This window comes from Pseudoduganella sp. HUAS MS19 (genome assembly GCF_053615455.1).
The window spans coordinates 6,291,386-6,308,081 of sequence record NZ_CM132133.1 but is presented as its reverse complement, the minus strand read 5'-3'; the positions used below and the strand labels follow the sequence as shown (position 1 = coordinate 6,308,081).

Genomic DNA, 16,696 nt, shown 5'->3' with positions numbered 1-16,696 from the left:
ATAGGAGCTTTGAATGGACAAGATTATTCGCTGGGGCATCCTCGGCACCGGCAAGATTGCCAAGGCCTTCGCCACGGCGCTGCGCGAGGTCCCTGATGCCGAACTGACGGCCGTTGCGTCGCGCAGCTTAGATAGCGCTACCGAGTTCGGCGGGGAGTACGGCGCCAAGCGTGCCCATGGCAACTACCAGGCGCTGGCCGACGATGACGGCGTGGATGTCATCTACATCGCCACCCCGCACGCCATGCATCACGAAAACGCCATCATGTGCCTGAAGGGCGGCAAGGCGCTGCTGGTGGAAAAGGCGTTTACCCTGAACCGCCGCGAGGCGCAGGAAATCGTGGACCTGGCGCGCGAGCGCAAACTGTTCGTGATGGAAGCGATGTGGACCCGCTTCCAGCCTGCCATCCTGGAAGCGAAGCGCATGATCGACATGGGCGAGATCGGCAATGTGCGCAACCTGCAGGCCGACCTGGGCTTTGTCGCCGATGCCGGTCCTGAGCATCGCCTGTTCAACCCGGCGCTGGGCGGCGGCGCCTTGCTCGACCTGGGCATTTATCCGCTGTCGATGGCTGCCTTCTTCCTCGGCCGCGTCACAGGCGCGCGTGGCTATGGGGAGCTGACGCCGGCGGGCGTCGACGTGCAGGCCAATTTCGTACTGCACCACGAGGACGGTTCGCTGTCGGCCTGCAGCTGCAGCCTGAATGCCCGCACCCCGGCCACGCTGAGCGTCTGCGGCGACAAGGGCTTCCTGCGCTTGCACGGGCGCTTCCACCATGCCGAGCGCTTCACCATCGCCCTGAACGACGGCAGCGAGCGCGAATTCCATTTCCCGCGCATCGGCAACGGCTATGCGCATGAAGCGATGGAAGTGGGGCGCTGCCTGCGCGAGGGTTTGCTGGAAAGCCCGGAAATGCCGCTCGATGAAACCGTCGGGTTGATGGGCGTACTGGATGAGCTGCGCGCCCAGCTTGGCGTGCGTTACAGCGTCGATTGAAGCACGGATTGACGCGCGCGCCACACGCGACAACTCTTTACAAAAAACCATTAGCCCTTCAATTGCCATAAAGTTATTATCGTATTTTTAACTTTCGTTGGAGGGTGGTATGCATCATGCAATCCTGAAGCTGGCAGGCGGGGCAGCGCTGGCACTGGCATCCAGCGCCGCGTCGGCACACTGGGTCACTACTGACCTTAAAGTAACCGGCGTCATCCAGGAGGTACCGGGACCGTCGGCCCGTTGCCCCTCCAATTTCGGCGGCACCATCACGGGCCACGGCACCAGCCCCCTGCTGGGCCGAGTCGCCTACGTCGCCAGCGACTGCATCACGCCGGATGGTGCGATCTACAACTTCAACCGCGGCCGCATGATCCTCATGACCGTGTCCGGCGACCAGATTTACGCCGACTACAGCGGCCAGTTCGTGCCGACCGGCCAGGGTACCAACTACGTCTTCAACGGCGCCACCTTCCAGATCGTTGGCGGCACTGGCCAGTACATCTTTGCCACCGGCGGCGGGCAGTTGCAGGGCGGCGAGGACATGGTGACCGGCGTGGGCAACATCATCCTGAGCGGCCGCATGAGCTACTGGAAGCGTTAAGGCGGTTTTGGCGGGCCGCCAGCAGGATTCGACGGCATCCTTTACACTGGCTCTCTTAGCCAGCCAGGATGCCGCCATGACCAGCAATGAACGCCAACTCAATCTCAAGACGATCCTGATCACGACCGGCGTCGTGCTGACGCTGTCGATGGGCGTGCGGCACGGCTTCGGCTTCTGGATGCAGCCGATTTCGCAGGCCAACGGCTGGACCCGCGAGACCTATTCGCTGGCGCTGGCCCTGCAAAACTTGCTGTGGGGCGCCTTCGGCCCCTTCGCCGGCATGGTGGCGGACCGCTGGGGCACCCAGCGCGTGGTGATCGCCGGCGCTTTCTCCTATATGGCCGGCCTGTTGTGGATGGCGACGGTGACCCAGCCGACACTGTTCATCATCGGCTCCGGCGTGTTCATTGGCCTCGGGCTGGCATGTACCGCCTTCGGTGCGGTGAGCGGCATTATCGGCCGTGCGGCGCCGATGGAAAAGCGCTCCTGGGCCTTCGGCGTGTCGGGCGCGGCCAGCTCCTTCGGTCAGTTCCTGATGATGCCCATCGAACAGCAGTTGATTTCTTCGATCGGCTGGCAGCAGGCCTTCTACGCCCTGGCCGGCTTGGTCTTCCTGCTGATGATTCCGATGACGGCCTTCCTGCGCGAGCCGAAACACGAAGCGGCAAGCGGCGGCGCCCACCAGAGCGTGGGCGAGGCCATGCGCGAAGCGATTGGCAACCGTTCCTTCCTGCTGCTGGTGGCGGGGTATTTCGTGTGCGGTTTCCAGTTGGTCTTCGTCGGCGCCCACCTGCCGGCCTACCTGAAGGACCAGGGCATTGCCACGCCGGGCGTGGCGGTGATGGCGCTGGCGCTGATTGGCCTGTTCAACATTTTCGGCTCCTTCACCGCCGGCCAGCTGGGCGGCCGCATGCCGAAGCGCTACCTGCTTTCTTCAATCTACTTCGCGCGCTCGGTGGTGATCGGCCTGTTCCTGTTGGCGCCCCTCTCGCAGTGGTCGGTCTACCTGTTTGCCGCCGCAATCGGTTTCCTGTGGCTGGCCACGGTGCCGCTTACCAACGGCATCATTGCCGGCGTGTTCGGCTTGAAGCATATGTCGATGCTGGCAGGCGTAGTCTTCCTGTCGCACCAGGTGGGCAGCTTCATTGGCGTGTGGCTGGGCGGCTACCTGTTCGACAGGCTTGGCAGCTACGACGTGGTATGGGGCATTACACTCGGCCTGGGAATTGTTGCCGGCCTGGCCAACCTGCCGATCGACGAGCGTCCCCTGGTGCGCAGAGCAGCCGGCCTGAAGGCGGCCTGACATGAAGCAGCGGCTGCTCCGCATCGGCCTGTGGGCGCTGGGCGTAGCCGTTCTGGCGCTGGCTTTCATCGCTTATTTGCAGCCGGCCTTCATGCTCGACCTGGCCAACCGCATCTATCTTTGCTTATAATTCTGACAATGCCTAGTCCCGTTATCTGTCCCAAGTGCAGCCATGTGCGGCCGCCTAATGCCACCAATCCAGAATGGCAATGCCCTGCTTGCGGTGTTTGTTATACCAAAGCCAATGAATCAACCCCATCTGCGGTGGGACGCTATGCGTCCGCGCCCGTGCAAGTAAAGCAGGGATGGGATTGGGGGCCGCTGATCAAGATCGTCCTCGTCGTGGCGGTCGGATGGGGCATTAACCAGGGCATATCGCATTTGCGCGGCCCGGACGCTTCCGGCAGCACGGCCGCGGAAACGGTCGGGGAGCGCTTGCAGTCAGCCGCAGCGGGGGCGAAGCCGACCGACATCGTGCTGTATTCCGCGCCATGGTGCGGCTATTGCAAGGAAGCGAAAGCGACCTTTGCTGCCAACGATATCCCTTATACGGACTGCAATGTAGAAGGCGACCTGTACTGCAAGGACAAGTTCGACCGCCTGCGCGGGACAGGCTTCCCACTGTTTGTCGTGCGCGGCAAGCGGCTGCAAGAGGGCTTGAACTACAACGCCTTGATCTCTGCCCTGAACGCGGAAGAGCCGCGTTAAGCGTGCCTGCGGGTCTTGCTGGCTTTCTGGGCAACCTGCGTTTTCTTTTTCGAAGTCCTGGTGCTGGCAACGCGCGTGGCTTTGACCTTCTTGCCCTTGCTCGCTTTGTGCGGCGCCGGCGGGACTTCTTCCACGCCGGTGCGCTTGGCACGCATGGCCGATGGCAGTGCTTTATCTTCCAGGTCGGCCAGCATGAAGCGGTTCGGGTCGATGCGGGTGCCGTCCTGGTAGGCTTCCAGGTGCAGGTGGGGGCCGGTGGCGCGGCCGGTGGCGCCGGAAAGGCCAATCAGTTCGCCGGCAGCCACGGTATCGCCGACATTCACATTGCGCTTGTTCAGGTGCGCGTACAGCGAGCGCAGTCCGCCTTCATGTTCGATCACCACCACATTGCCGTACTTGCGGTCGCCCAGGTAGCCCATGCTCGATGCCACCACGGTGCCGCTGTCGGTTGCCATGACCGGCGTGTTGTGCGGCACCGAGAAATCGATGCCGCCGTGCGCGCGTCGTCCACGCGCGGCGCCAAAGAAGCTGCTTACGCGGCCGCCTTCCAAGGGCAGGCGCCATTGCTGCTGGAGCGACTCTTTCGCTTCTTTCTCTTCCTTTGGCAGCGGAAGGTCCAATGGTTCAGGCATCGCGGCTGCAGGCTGCAAGACGTTGGCGGCGGCCAGCATGGCCATCAGGAGGATGTTGGTGAACTTAGACATAGCGGGCGAGTTTCGCATAATAAGATGCACTCTGGCAAATTCGTAAGGAACAGACAATGTTTCTTTCGTTAGTTGAAGTTCTGCTTGTAGTTGAGCCGCAAGATGGCGCCGCCGCGTGTGCTGATGGTGGACTGGCGCCAGTCGAGGACTTGATATCGGCTGCTGTCGGCGCGGTCGGGATGCAGCACGTCGGATAAGGCAAGGCGCAACTCTTGCTGCGGCGACAGCTTCCAGGTGGCGCGCAGGTCCAGCTTGCGCTGGTAAGCTGCGGTGGAAACGAAGGCGGCCGAATCGCGGCTAGGCCCGCCTGCTTCGTAAGAGAACTCGGCATCGAGCGTGAGTGCGGCGCGCTTGTAGCTGAGGGCTGCAGTGCCGCTCAGCGGGGTTTGCGCAGCGAGGCGGTTGCCGGGCCCGGGCACGCGGTCAAGCCGGGAACGGTTGAAGGTGGCATTTGCGCGCATCGATAGCGCAGCGGTGAGCGGCATGCGCAGCTCCAGCGTCAGGCCATGCGTGCGGGCGCCGCCATGGTTGTCCGGCATGCTGACCCAGCGCCCGCCGTCGTGGTACAGCGTGGACAGGATCACGTTGTCGATGTCGCGTGCGTAGATGTTGGCACTGAGCAGGCTGTCCTTGGCGAAATAGTAGTCGATGCCGGCGTCGAGGCCCCAAGCCAGCTCGGGGCGCAGCGCAGGATTGCCCTGGGTGTCGGGATTGGTCGGGCTGTTGTTATTGTCCGATGTGAAGCGGCGCGGAATCAGGTCGAGCATATTGGGCGCCTTGTAAGTGCGGCTGGCACCAAGGCGCAGTTGGGTGTCGCCAGGCAGCTTGCGCATCCACCCCAGCACGGGGCTGACGATGGCGCTGCGCTGGCGCACCGATGGGGTGTTGCGGTCGTGCGCCTCGGTGTGCATGGTTTCCCAGCGCAGGCCGGCCGACCATGAGTCGGCATCGCGCTTCCATTCGTCTTGCGCAAAGGCTGCCAGGCGTTCGATGCGCCCGTCATAGCGGTCGTCGCGCAGGAAGTTCAGCGCGCCGGCATGGCTGTATTCATGCTCGATGCGAGTTTGCATGCGCTGCATGGCGGAGCCGTCCCAGCCCGCGACCAGGGCGTGGCCGTTGCCAAGCGGGTGGGAATACTTGCCGCCGTAGTTGAAGCCATGTTCGCGGATATCGCCATCGACATGGCGCAGGGTCGGGCCGGGACCGGCCAGCGGCAAGCCGGCGAAATTGAAATCGGAGCGGCGCGGCGCCGTGCTGCCGCCCAGCTTGAATTCCCATTGCGCACCGCTGGCCAGGGGGTGTTGCCAAGTCAGCTCGCTGCGCAGGAAATAGCCGCGCGCCAGGAAGCGGCTGCGCACCTCCGCAAAGTCGCCTGATGCGCCGAGTTGCACTTCTTCCAGCGAATGGTAGGTGATGTCGCGGCGGTTGATGATGGCGATGGTTTGCAGCGCGAAGCTGTCGCCGCCGGCCGTGGTCCAGTTCAGCCGCGGACTGAGGTTGAGCGATTCGCCGACGTTTTCCTCATGCGCGCGGGTGACGCGTAGCATGCCGGGCGCGCTGTCGGTGATGCTCCGGCCGGCGGGCGTGCTGCTGCGCGACAGCACGGCACTGATATTGTGCGACCAGCCGACTGCCTTGCCGGTGGACTGCGCGGCAAGTCGCGGCGACCACGCTCCGTGCACGCTGTCCGCTCCCAGCTGCATTTCCTGCATGGTGCGGCTGGCGGATTTGCGCAGGATGATGTTGATGGTGCCGGCGATGCCTTGCGTACCGAGGACGGCGGAAGCGCCGCGCAGCACTTCGACGCGCTCGATCAATTCCGGCGCCAGGCTGTCCAGCGAGAAGCCGCTGGGGGCGGGCTGTCCGTTCAGCAGGACTTGCGTGTAGCCCTTGCCCAGGCCGCGCATGCGGATGCCGGCGCTGTCGCTGATGGTGATGCCGGGCAGGCGGCGCAGGGCGTCGGCCACGGTACGGTCGCCGTTGGCGGCCAGCTCTTCGCGGGTCAGCACCACGGTGCTGGCCGTGTCTTCCTTGCGCTGGTCGAGGCGCGCCGATTTGATCTCGACAACGGGCTGCGCAGGCGCGGCTTGGGCTGCCAGCGCAGTGGCCAGCATGAATGCAGTGTTCTTCATTTCGATTCCTCAGGACGAGCGCCGCCACTGCCGGGCAGCGCGCGGCATATGTCCTGGCGCGGCGGGATTATTTAGCTGGCGCGGCTGGCTTTCAGGCGTTGCAGCGCGGTGCGGGTGGCGTCGGCTTCGAGATTGCCCAGCAGGGACTGCGGGTCCATGTTCCGGCCATTGCGGCTGACTTCCATGTGCAGGTGAGGGCCGGTGACTTTGCCGCTGGCGCCGGAAGTACCGATCTGCTGGCCGGCGGCGACGCGCTCGCCTTCCTGCACCAGGCGCTTGTCCATGTGGGCATAAAGCGAGCGCAGGCCGTTGGCATGTTCGATAGCGACCAGTTCGCCCCACTTTGCCTCGCCCATGTAGTTGCTGGTTGAGGCTACCACGATGCCGTCCGCTGGCGCGACGATGGGCGTGCCTATGCGGGCGGCGAAGTCCATGCCGCCATGCAGGCGGCCGGTCAGCGCATGCAGGATGCCAAAGAAGGCACTCACACGCAGGCGCTCCATCGGGGCTTGCCAGTGTGGCAGGCCGTCCCGGGTTTGGTCCTCGCCTGGCAGTGCGCCGGCATGGGGAGCGGCCGGCGATGCCGCTGCCAGTCCGGCGGGCGCTGCGGCGGCCACGGCGTCGACGCGCCAGGCCAGCGCCGGTTGCAGCAGGACGCTTGCGGCAAGCAGCGAAGGCAGCGCGGCCCAGGCCAATGCGCCAGCCACCGCGCGCGGCAGCGCGGGCACGCCGTCGCGAATCATGCCGATGCGGGCGGCCACCGTGTCCACTACCCGGCCACCGAAGGCGAGGGCGGCGCCATGGCCGGGCATGGCCTGCATGCGCATTTGCGCGAGCAGTGCGCTGGCATAGGCGCGGCGCTGTGTGGCGGGACGGTCTTGCAGGACGGTGCGGTCGCAGCCCAGCTCCTGCGCCCACGCCATGCGCTGGCTCAGGCGCGCCACCATGGGGTTGAACCATTGGATGGCTTGCAGCAGGAAGCTGGCATGCATCCACAGCGGATCGCGGCGGGCCAGGTGGGTCAGTTCGTGCTCGACCACCAGGCGCTGCTGGACAGGATCGAAATCGCGCAGGTGGCGCGGCAGCAGCAGGACAGGTCGGCGCAGGCCAACCAGCATCGGCGCAATCGGGGCCTCGATTTCGCGCACTTCGGGCAGTTGGCGGTGCAGGCTGGCGAATCCGGGGTGGGCGGCCAGCTCGAAACGGTCCAGCCGCTGGGAGGCTGCCAGCAGCGCGCAGAGGCGGCGCCTCGCCTGCAGCCAGCGCGCAGCCGCCAGCAGAAGGCCGGAACCATACAGCGCGAGCCAGAAGTAGCCCAGCCAGAGCAGTGCTGGCGCCGGTTCGATCGGCGTCGCGCCGTGGCCGTCGAACGCCGCGTCCTCACCGGCAATGGCGCCGCTGCCATCGCCGTTGGTGGCGCCGGCTTGCAAAGCATTGCGGCCCGTGCCATCGGCCAGCGTGGCGTTAGCCAGCACGGCGGGCAGTTCAATGGCAGGCACGATGCTCAAGCGCGCAGCGCCGGGGAGCAAGCCAAGCGCCAGCGTGCCGGCAACGGCAGCGATGCCCAGCAGCCAGGGCGCGCGGCGCGCTTCCAGCGCGGGCCAGGTCCGGGCAACGCCGCGCAGCAGGAGCCAGGTACAGGCGCCGGCCAGCAGGCTGGCGATGCTTGCCTGCAGGAAAGCCAATGCAAACATCGCCTTACTCCTTGTCTTCAGGCCATTCGCTCAGCAGCTGTTCCAGCTCTTTCAGCTCGTTCTGGTTCACCAGTTTGGAGCCTGTGAACATATTGACGGGCAGCGGGGCGTTCATTTCCATCACCCGGTGGCTGAAATCGTGGGCAAATGCAGCCAGTGTTTCAACCTTTTCCAGTACTGGTGCGTATACGTTCATACCGTGGACGCAATGCAGGCTGATCATGCCTTTTTCCAGCATGCGCTCCAGGGTCTTGCGTGTGGACGAGTAGGACCAGGCCAGGTCCTCTTCCACGCGTTCATGGATTTCACGGGCGCTGAGCGGATGCTGTTTCCAAAGTGCCTTGAGCAGCGTTAACTCGGTAATGGATGGAATGGCCATGGGGACTCCTTGTGACGTATGACGGGATTGTGCGACATCTGTCGCATGAAGGCAAGGGGTTTATGCGACACGTGTCACATAATGTATCATTGCGGATATGAAGAAGATTGCAACAATTATCACGGTAGTTGCCGTTACTGCTGCCTGCGGCGGCAAACGGCTGACCGAAGCCGAGGTGCGCGCCGTGATGGGCAACGTGGAAACGTCGGTGCAGCGCCACGATGCTGACCGCCTGATGGCCAATTTTGCGCCGAACGCGATGATCATGGTTTCGATGCCGGGCAGGGGCGGCGGCCTGTCGCGCATGAGCGTCGCCGAGTACAAGTCCATGCTGGAAGAGCTGTGGAAGGTGCAGCTCCAATCAAGCTATGAGGTCAGCAACCGTGAGGTATCGCTGGCAGCCAATGGCCGCAGCGCCACCGCGCGCGACGTGGCGAAAGAAGTCGTGCTGCTGCCGGGAGAGCGCATGGAGTCGCTCAGCAAGCAAAAGGCCGAAATCGCGCTGGTCGATGGCGTCCCGCGCATCGTTTCCCTGACTGCGGAAGTGGAATCGCTGGTCGCAACACCAACTGGAAGGAACTAATCCATGGCTACAACACCGACCTTTGCTGCGCTGGTGCTGGCACTTGCGTGCGGCGTTGCCGGAGCATCGCCGGCCGATACCGCACTCGCAAATGGTGCGCTGAAAGCGTCCGGCGCGGACGTCAGCTTGCTGCAGAACCTGGGCGGCAAGCTGGAGAAATCCTGTGCGCGCAATAAATACGGCTTGTCCGAAGCGGAGTGCTTAGCCCGGATTGACCAGCGAGGCGACCTGTGCGCGAACCAGACAGCGACCCGCTACCCCGGTCAGATTGGCAACACCGACCGTATGCAGGTGATCGTGCAGGCTTACGTTAGCTGCATCTTCGAGCGCTGAGCGGCAAGCTGGCGCGCGGCGCGAGCAAGCCCATAAATAGCAAGCCGGCAGCAAGCATGCCGTAGGCGTGGGGTTCCGCCACCGGGGAAATAGTGAGCACTGTTTGCGGTGTGCTCATCCAGCCCCATTCCTCGTAGTGCTGCTGCGCGCGCGTCACGAAGGCGACGCCTGTATCCGTGTCGTACCGAACTTCCGACCAGTACCAGTCCGAAGCGCTATGCTCCCAATACGAAATGTGGTTGGCGCTGAATGCCAGGTCGCCACCGATGGCGTATGAGAATGCTCTGACGCCGCACGGCGCAGGGGCGGAAGTGGTGCAGCCGAGCAGCTCAGTACCGTTGATATGGAGCGCGGTCAGCTCGGATTTCTCCAGGATGTGGTCACCGTTTGCATCGACGCCTTCAAAAGTGCCGCGGACCAGGACGTCGATAAAGCGGTTGTGCAGGTAGTCGTAAAACCCGCCCCAGGAAAAATCCCAGCGGCCCGGTGCAGCCTGCGCCAATGTCGTGGAGGCGGCCAGCAGGATGCCGCAGATCGATTTCATCAGCATATCCACTCCTCGTTTGAGGTGAGCGGAAAATTTAGCAGCAGCGCCCGCAAGCGGGCGCGCGCTTTGTCAGACTTTCAGGAACTCTTCGCGGCCGCCCAGCCAGCGTTCGAGGTGCGCCTCCACTGTGGCATTGTTGGCGGGCGTTGCTTCGTGCAGCAGGGCGTGCGCCACGTCGCGCGCCTGGTCCACCAGCCAGCCGTCCGTTTCCAGGTCGGCGAAGCGCAGCATGGCCTGGCCGGATTGGCGCGAACCCAGGAATTCGCCGGGGCCGCGGATCTCCAGGTCGCGCCGCGCGATTTCGAAACCGTCCGTGGTTTCGCGCATCGTCATCAGGCGCTGCTTGGCAACTGGCCCGAGCGGGCTTTGGTACAGCAGCAGGCAGACCGAAGCCGCAGAGCCGCGGCCCACGCGGCCGCGCAGCTGGTGCAGTTGCGACAGGCCGAAGCGTTCGGCATGCTCAATCACCATCAAGGAGGAGTTCGGCACGTCGACGCCGACTTCGATCACGGTCGTGGCAACCAGCACGTGCACGTGGCCGGCGGCAAAGGCATCCATCACTTCGGCCTTTTCGGCCGGCTTGAGGCGGCCGTGCACCAGACCCACGCGCAGGTCGGGCAAGGCGGCGGCCAGGGTTTCGTAAGTCTCCGTTGCGGTCTGCAGTTGCAGCGCTTCCGATTCTTCGATCAGCGGGCAGACCCAGTAAGCCTGGCGCCCCTCCAGCGCGGCAGCATGCACGCGGGCGATCACTTCGTCGCGCCGGTTCTGGTCGACCACCGCAGTAACGATAGGCGTGCGGCCAGGCGGCAGCTCGTCGATCACCGATACTTCCAGGTCGGCATAGTAGGTCATGGCCAGCGTGCGCGGAATTGGCGTGGCGGACATCATCAGCTGGTGCGGCACATGGTCGCCATTGCCCTTGTTGCGCAAGGTCAGGCGCTGGCCGACGCCAAAGCGGTGCTGCTCGTCCACGATCACCAGGCCGAGCTTGGCGAACTGCACGGTATCCTGAATGATGGCGTGGGTGCCGATCACCAGTTGCGCTTCGCCCGATTCCACCAGCGCGCAGGCGGCTTCCTTCTCCTTTTTTTTCAGGCTGCCGGTCAGCCACGCGACCTTTACGCCCAGCGGCTCGAGCCAGGCGGCGATCTTGCGGAAATGCTGGTCGGCCAGGATCTCGGTTGGCGCCATCAGCGCGGCCTGGTAGCCGCTGTCGATGGCCTGCGCAGCCGACAGCGCGGCCACGATGGTCTTGCCGCTGCCCACGTCGCCCTGCAGCAGGCGCTGCATCGGATAAGGCTGCTTGATGTCGGCGCGGATTTCCTTCAGCACGCGCTGCTGCGCTTTCGTCAGCTTGAACGGCAGCGAGGCTTCGAAGGCGGACGATAGCGCGCCGGCCTTGCCCAGTACGGCGGCGCCCTTGGCGCGGCGCGCGCGCTGCGCCCGTTTCAGCGAGAGCTGCTGCGCCAGCAATTCATCGAACTTCACGCGCGTCCAGGCCGGGTGGCTGCGGTCGATCAGGGCGTTTTCATCGATCTCCGCCGGCGGGTAATGCAGCGTGCGCACTGCCGCCTCGAGCGGGTGCAGGCGCATGGCCTTGAGGATTTCCGGCGACAGGGTGTCGGTCCAGTCGACGCGTTTCATGGCGTCGGCGATCGCGCGGCGCAGCACCAGTTGCGACAGCCCTTCGCCGGAAGGATAGACCGGCGTGAGGGAGGTCGGCAGCGGCGCGCCCTCGTTCACGATCTTATAGGCCGGATGCACCATCTCGGCGCCGAAGAAGCCGTGCCGTACTTCGCCGCGGGCCCGCACGCGGGTGCCTTCGGCCAGCTGCTTGACTTGGCTGCCGTAGAAATTCATGAAGCGAAGCTGGATATCGCCTGTCTCGTCGGCGATATGCACCAGCAACTGGCGGCGCGGCTTGTAGGCGATCTCATTGGACGTGACCACGCCTTCCACCTGTGACACTTCGCCGCCGCGCATGCAGGCTTCGCGGATGGTCAGGACTTCCGTCTCGTCCTCATAGCGCATCGGGAGATGCAGCACCAGGTCCATGTCCGAGCGCAGGCCTAGCTTGGCAAGCTTGCTCTCGGCGGTGGCGGCAGGTTTTTTTTTAGCAGGCGGCTTCGTTTCCGGCATTTTTGCGTGATTTTTGGGCAGGTGTCGTAAAATAGAGGGTTGCCCAACAGTTTTAGTAGTCCAACAATGTACTCGCTATCCGACTTCGATTTTAACTTGCCCCCAGAGCGAATTGCGCAATTTCCGCTGCCGGACCGCAGCGCGTCGCGCCTCCTGCACGTGGATGGCAAGATCCTGCACGACCGCCAGTTCATCGACATCGTCGACCAGCTCCAGGCTGGCGACCTGCTGGTGATGAACAATACCCGTGTGCTGAAGGCCCGCTTCTTCGGCGTGAAAGAGAGCGGCGGCAAGGTCGAAGCGCTGGTGGAACGCGTGCTCGATACCCGCACCGTGCTGGCCCAGGTTCGCGCCTCGAAGTCGCCCGGCCCCGGCGTGAAGATCCGCCTGGCCGATGCCTGCGATGTGACCGTCGGCGAGCGCGCCGGCGAGTTCTACACCCTGCATTTCGAGGCCGACGTGTTCGACCTGATCGAGCGGTACGGCCGTTTGCCGCTGCCGCCGTACATCGAACACGCGCCGGGCGAAGTGGACGAAACCCGCTACCAGACCGTGTTCAACAAGGTGCCGGGCGCCGTGGCCGCGCCGACCGCCGGCCTGCATTTCGACGAAGCCTTGCTGGACAAGCTGCGCGCCAAGGGCGTGAAGTTCGCCTATGTGACCCTGCACGTGGGCGCCGGCACCTTCCAGCCGGTGCGCACCGAGAACCTGGCCGAGCACAAGATGCACACCGAGTGGTACACCATGCCACAGGAAACCGTGGACGCCGTGCGCGCGGCGCGCGCCGCCGGCCGCGACGTGGTGGCCGTGGGCACGACTTCGTTGCGCGCTCTGGAATCGGCCTCGCAAGGCGGCAGCCTGGAAGCAGGCAGCGGCGATACCAACCTGTTCATCACGCCGGGCTACAAGTTCAAGACCGTAACGCGGCTTATCACCAATTTCCACTTGCCCAAGTCCACCCTGCTGATGCTGGTGAGCGCTTTCGCAGGCTTTACCGAGATCCGCCACGCCTACCAGCACGCGATCGCAAACGAATACCGCTTCTTCAGCTATGGCGACGCCATGCTGCTGACTACAAGGAATACAGATGCTTGAATTTAAACTGATCAAGAAGGACACCACCGGCAAGACCCACGCCCGCCGCGGCACGGTCAGGCTCAATCACGGCGAGGTGCAGACCCCGATCTTCATGCCGGTCGGTACCTACGGTTCCGTCAAGGCCATGTCGCCGCTGGAACTGAAGGAAATCGGCGCCCAGATCATCCTCGGCAATACCTTCCACCTGTGGCTGCGCCCTGGCAACGACGTGATGTCCAAGTTCGGCGGCCTGCATGGCTTCATGGGCTGGGACAAGCCGATCCTGACCGACTCCGGCGGTTTCCAGGTGTTCTCCCTGGGCGAAATGCGCAAGATCACCGAGGAAGGCGTGACCTTCAACTCGCCGATCAATGGCGACAAGCTGTTCCTGTCGCCGGAAATCTCGATGCAGATCCAGCGCGTGCTCAATTCCGACATCGTGATGCAGTTCGACGAATGCACGCCGTACGAGATCGACGGCCGCCCGGCCACGCTGGAGGAAGCAGCCAAGTCGATGCGCATGTCCCTGCGCTGGGCCCAGCGCTCGATGAACGAGTTCAAGGCCGGCGAGAACCCGAACGCGCTGTTTGGCATCGTCCAGGGCGGCATGTACGAAAACCTGCGCGACGAATCGCTGGAAGGGTTGGAAAAGATCGATTTCCCGGGCCTGGCCATCGGCGGCCTGTCGGTTGGCGAGCCGAAGGAGGACATGATGCGCATCCTGCAGCATGTCGGCCCGCGCCTGCCGGAAAACAAGCCGCACTACCTGATGGGCGTCGGCACCCCGGAAGACCTGGTGAACGGCGTGGCCAACGGCGTCGACATGTTCGATTGTGTGATGCCGACCCGCAATGCCCGTAACGGCTGGATCTTCACCCGCTTCGGCGACGTCAAGATCAAGAATGCGCGTTATAAGGATGACAAGGAGCCGCTGGACCCGACCTGCTCCTGCTACACCTGCCGCAACTTCAGCCGCGCCTACCTGCACCACCTGCACCGCGCGCAGGAGATCCTGGGCGCGCGCCTGAACACCATCCACAACCTGCATTACTACCTCGACATCATGCAGCAGATGCGCGATGCCCTGGATGCGGACCGCTTCCCGGACTGGGTGCAGCAATTCCACGCCGACCGGGCCCGTGGTATTTAAAAAACGGCAAGCCGCCTATATATAGGTGGGCAGCACATGCGGTGCTAGAATACACCGCTTGATTTTTACCCAACTAGAATTTTGGAGTCACCGTGATCATTTCCAACGCATACGCTCAAACCGCAGCCGACGCAGGCGCCATGGGCAGCCTGACCACCTTCGCACCACTGATCCTGATGTTCGTGGTGATGTACTTCCTGATGATTCGTCCTCAGCAAAAGCGCGCGAAAGAGCAGAAAGCCATGATGGAAGCCCTGGCCAAGGGCGACGAAGTCGTCACCATCGGCGGCATCCTGGGCAAAGTGACCAAGGTCACCGAGCAGCACGTGACCATCGAAGTCTCCCAGGGCACCGAAGTCGTCGTGCAGAAGCACGCCATTTCCTCCCAGATGCCGAAGGGCACCCTGAAGAGCCTGTGATAACCGGCGCGGGCGGCCTCGCAAGAGCAGCCGCCCGTTTTGTTATTGCCTGAACGCTGAAGACTATGAATCGTTATCCAATCTGGAAATACATCCTTATCGTCGTGGTGGTGCTGCTGGGCGCCCTGTACACGGCGCCTAACTACTTCGGCCAGACACCTGCCCTGCAGATCACCAGCGCCAAGTCCACCGTCAAGGTGACGACCGAACTCGCGGCCCGGGTGGACACGCTCCTGAAGCAAGCTAACGTCAAGAATGACGGCGTGTCGCTGGACGGCTCCGGCATGCACACCTATGTGCGCGCCCGTTTCGCCGACACCGACACCCAGTTCAAGGGCCGCCTGGCGCTTGAAAAAAGCCTGAACCCCGATCCGAACGACCCGACCTATATCGTCACCGTCAACCTGGTGTCGAATACTCCTGACTGGATGCGCGCCGTGGGCGCACTGCCAATGTACCTGGGCCTGGACTTGCGCGGCGGCGTGCACTTCCTGATGCAGGTTGACACCCAGGCAGCAGTGACCAAGCGTATCCAGGGCACCCAGGCTGCCATCAAGAACCAGCTGCGCGAAAAGAACATCCGGGCTATTGTCGACCGTGCGGGCGACTCCGTCATCGTCAAATTCCGCGAAGATGCGTCCCGCCAGCAGGCCAAGAGCATGATCGTCGAGCAGCAACCGGACATGAACGTGGTCGAAGCCGCCGAAGGCGACGAACTGCGCCTGGTCGCGACCCTGAAGCCGGCCGCCCTGAAAGCCACCCTGGACAACGGGGTGCAGCAGAATATCGCCACGCTGGGCAAGCGTGTGAACGAACTGGGCGTATCCGAGCCGGTGATCCAGCAGCAAGGCGCCGACCGCATCGTGGTGCAGCTGCCAGGCGTGCAGGATGCCGCGCACGCCAAGGACATCATCGGCCGTACCGCCACCCTGGAAGTGCGTATGGTCGACGAGAGCGTTACCCCGGGCACCGAGCTGACTGCCACCATTCCGTACAACTCCGACCTGTTTACTGTCGGCAAGGGTGTGCCAGTCGTGCTGTCCAAAGACGTTGTGCTGACCGGCGACTACATCTCCAGCGCCACCGCTACCTTCGACCAGAACCAGCAGCCAGCCGTCAGCATCGACCTGAATGGCGACGGCGGCAAGAAGATGCGTGACGCGACCCGCGACCGCGTCGGCAAGAAGATGGCCATCGTGCTGTTCGAGAAGAAGAAGGCCGAAGTGCTGTCCGTGGCAACCATCCAAAGCGAACTGGGCAGCCGCTTCCAGATCACCGGCATGGGCAATGCGGAAAACTCCGCAGAACTGGCGCTGCTGCTGCGCGCCGGCGCGCTGTACGCCCCGATGGAAGTGATCGAGCAGCGTACCGTGGGCCCGGCACTGGGTGCGGAAAACATCAAGAAGGGCTTCGATTCCACGATGATCGGCTTCGCCGCCATCGCGGTCTTCATGATTGGCTACTACATGATGTTCGGCGCCTTCAGCGTGCTGGCGCTGGCCGTCAACCTGTTGCTGTTGGTTGCCGTACTGTCGCGCCTGCAGGCCACCCTGACCCTGCCGGGTATCGCGGCAATTGCGCTGGCGCTGGGTATGGCAATCGACGCCAACGTGCTGATTAACGAACGTATCCGCGAAGAGCTGCGCAACGGCGCCAACCCGCAGTCGGCGATTGCCGCCGGCTTCGAGCACGCCTGGCACACCATCCTGGACTCCAACGTGACCACCCTGATCGTGGGCCTGGCGCTGCTGGTGTTCGGTTCCGGCGCGGTGCGCGGCTTTGCCGTGGTGCACAGCCTGGGCATCCTGACCTCGATGTTCTCCGCAGTCTTCGTTTCGCGCGGCGTGGTGAACCTGTGGTACGGCCGTAAGAAGAAACTGCAGTCGCTGTCGATCGGCACCGTCTGGAAACCTGCGAATTAAGGAAT

17 protein-coding genes are annotated in these 16,696 nt (G+C 63.7%); 11 read left to right on the top strand and 6 right to left on the bottom strand.

Features of this window, described 5'->3' with window-relative positions; translation table 11 throughout:
• The first annotated feature begins 13 nt into the window (after nucleotides 1–13).
• The 5 genes from ACWBU6_RS28975 (at nucleotide 14) to ACWBU6_RS28955 (ending at nucleotide 3,612) form a co-directional block, all read left to right on the top strand.
• The gene (locus ACWBU6_RS28975) at nucleotides 14–997 is read left to right on the top strand and encodes a Gfo/Idh/MocA family protein (protein ID WP_452646779.1); all 984 of its coding nucleotides are present in this window, start codon (nucleotides 14–16) and stop codon (nucleotides 995–997) included.
• Between the two features lie 109 nt (nucleotides 998–1,106).
• Entirely contained in the window at nucleotides 1,107–1,601 is a 495-nt protein-coding gene (locus ACWBU6_RS28970; protein WP_452646778.1) for a hypothetical protein, read from the top strand.
• Nucleotides 1,602–1,677: 76 nt separating this feature from the next.
• On the top strand, nucleotides 1,678–2,904 hold the full coding sequence (locus ACWBU6_RS28965; RefSeq protein ID WP_452646777.1) for an MFS transporter: 1,227 nt from the start codon (nucleotides 1,678–1,680) through the stop codon (nucleotides 2,902–2,904).
• A 1-nt stretch (nucleotide 2,905) separates the two neighbouring features.
• Nucleotides 2,906–3,034 carry a hypothetical protein gene (locus ACWBU6_RS28960; RefSeq protein ID WP_452646776.1) on the top strand — a complete coding sequence of 43 codons (129 nt, stop codon included), beginning with the start codon at nucleotides 2,906–2,908 and terminating at the stop codon, nucleotides 3,032–3,034.
• A 158-nt stretch (nucleotides 3,035–3,192) separates the two neighbouring features.
• Nucleotides 3,193–3,612, top strand: a complete 420-nt coding sequence (locus ACWBU6_RS28955) for a glutaredoxin family protein (protein WP_452646775.1) — start codon at nucleotides 3,193–3,195, stop codon at nucleotides 3,610–3,612.
• Here ACWBU6_RS28955 and ACWBU6_RS28950 read toward each other — a convergent pair.
• The 4 genes from ACWBU6_RS28950 to ACWBU6_RS28935 form a co-directional block, all read right to left on the bottom strand.
• Nucleotides 3,609–4,316, bottom strand: a complete 708-nt coding sequence (locus ACWBU6_RS28950) for a M23 family metallopeptidase (RefSeq protein ID WP_452646774.1) — start codon at nucleotides 4,314–4,316, stop codon at nucleotides 3,609–3,611. The two genes, ACWBU6_RS28955 and ACWBU6_RS28950, sit on opposite strands and share 4 nt — an antisense overlap.
• Nucleotides 4,317–4,384: 68 nt before the next feature.
• On the bottom strand, nucleotides 4,385–6,448 hold the full coding sequence (locus tag ACWBU6_RS28945; RefSeq protein ID WP_452646773.1) for a TonB-dependent receptor plug domain-containing protein: 2,064 nt from the start codon (nucleotides 6,446–6,448) through the stop codon (nucleotides 4,385–4,387).
• Nucleotides 6,449–6,519: 71 nt separating this feature from the next.
• Entirely contained in the window at nucleotides 6,520–8,142 is a 1,623-nt protein-coding gene (locus ACWBU6_RS28940) for a peptidoglycan DD-metalloendopeptidase family protein (protein ID WP_452646772.1), read from the bottom strand.
• A gap of 4 nt (nucleotides 8,143–8,146) precedes the next feature.
• Nucleotides 8,147–8,521 carry a BlaI/MecI/CopY family transcriptional regulator gene (locus tag ACWBU6_RS28935; RefSeq protein WP_452646771.1) on the bottom strand — a complete coding sequence of 125 codons (375 nt, stop codon included), beginning with the start codon at nucleotides 8,519–8,521 and terminating at the stop codon, nucleotides 8,147–8,149.
• A 97-nt stretch (nucleotides 8,522–8,618) separates the two neighbouring features.
• Between ACWBU6_RS28935 and ACWBU6_RS28930 the strand changes: the two genes are divergently transcribed.
• Together ACWBU6_RS28930 and ACWBU6_RS28925 are read left to right on the top strand one after the other, a co-directional pair.
• Nucleotides 8,619–9,104, top strand: a complete 486-nt coding sequence (locus tag ACWBU6_RS28930) for a hypothetical protein (RefSeq protein WP_452646770.1) — start codon at nucleotides 8,619–8,621, stop codon at nucleotides 9,102–9,104.
• Nucleotides 9,105–9,107: 3 nt separating this feature from the next.
• Nucleotides 9,108–9,437 carry a hypothetical protein gene (locus ACWBU6_RS28925; protein ID WP_452646769.1) on the top strand — a complete coding sequence of 110 codons (330 nt, stop codon included), beginning with the start codon at nucleotides 9,108–9,110 and terminating at the stop codon, nucleotides 9,435–9,437.
• Here ACWBU6_RS28925 and ACWBU6_RS28920 read toward each other — a convergent pair.
• Together ACWBU6_RS28920 and recG are read right to left on the bottom strand one after the other, a co-directional pair.
• Complete coding sequence (locus ACWBU6_RS28920; protein ID WP_452646768.1) at nucleotides 9,415–9,987, bottom strand: hypothetical protein; 573 nt, start codon at nucleotides 9,985–9,987, stop codon at nucleotides 9,415–9,417. The genes ACWBU6_RS28925 and ACWBU6_RS28920 overlap by 23 nt on opposite strands.
• Nucleotides 9,988–10,053: 66 nt before the next feature.
• Nucleotides 10,054–12,123: an ATP-dependent DNA helicase RecG gene (gene recG, locus ACWBU6_RS28915; RefSeq protein ID WP_452646767.1), complete on the bottom strand. Its 2,070-nt coding sequence runs from the start codon at nucleotides 12,121–12,123 to the stop codon at nucleotides 10,054–10,056.
• Between the two features lie 66 nt (nucleotides 12,124–12,189).
• On the opposite strand from recG, the gene queA reads away from it, so the two are divergent.
• From queA to secD, 4 genes are all read left to right on the top strand, one after another.
• Nucleotides 12,190–13,218 carry a tRNA preQ1(34) S-adenosylmethionine ribosyltransferase-isomerase QueA gene (queA, locus tag ACWBU6_RS28910; RefSeq protein WP_452646766.1) on the top strand — a complete coding sequence of 343 codons (1,029 nt, stop codon included), beginning with the start codon at nucleotides 12,190–12,192 and terminating at the stop codon, nucleotides 13,216–13,218.
• Nucleotides 13,211–14,350: a tRNA guanosine(34) transglycosylase Tgt gene (gene tgt, locus ACWBU6_RS28905; RefSeq protein WP_452646765.1), complete on the top strand. Its 1,140-nt coding sequence runs from the start codon at nucleotides 13,211–13,213 to the stop codon at nucleotides 14,348–14,350. Before queA ends, tgt begins: the two co-directional genes overlap by 8 nt.
• Nucleotides 14,351–14,442: 92 nt before the next feature.
• Nucleotides 14,443–14,769, top strand: coding sequence for a preprotein translocase subunit YajC (gene yajC / locus ACWBU6_RS28900; protein WP_452646764.1), 327 nt, complete (start codon nucleotides 14,443–14,445; stop codon nucleotides 14,767–14,769).
• Nucleotides 14,770–14,834: 65 nt separating this feature from the next.
• Nucleotides 14,835–16,691 carry a protein translocase subunit SecD gene (gene secD / locus ACWBU6_RS28895; RefSeq protein ID WP_452646763.1) on the top strand — a complete coding sequence of 619 codons (1,857 nt, stop codon included), beginning with the start codon at nucleotides 14,835–14,837 and terminating at the stop codon, nucleotides 16,689–16,691.
• The last annotated feature ends 5 nt before the right edge of the window (nucleotides 16,692–16,696 follow it).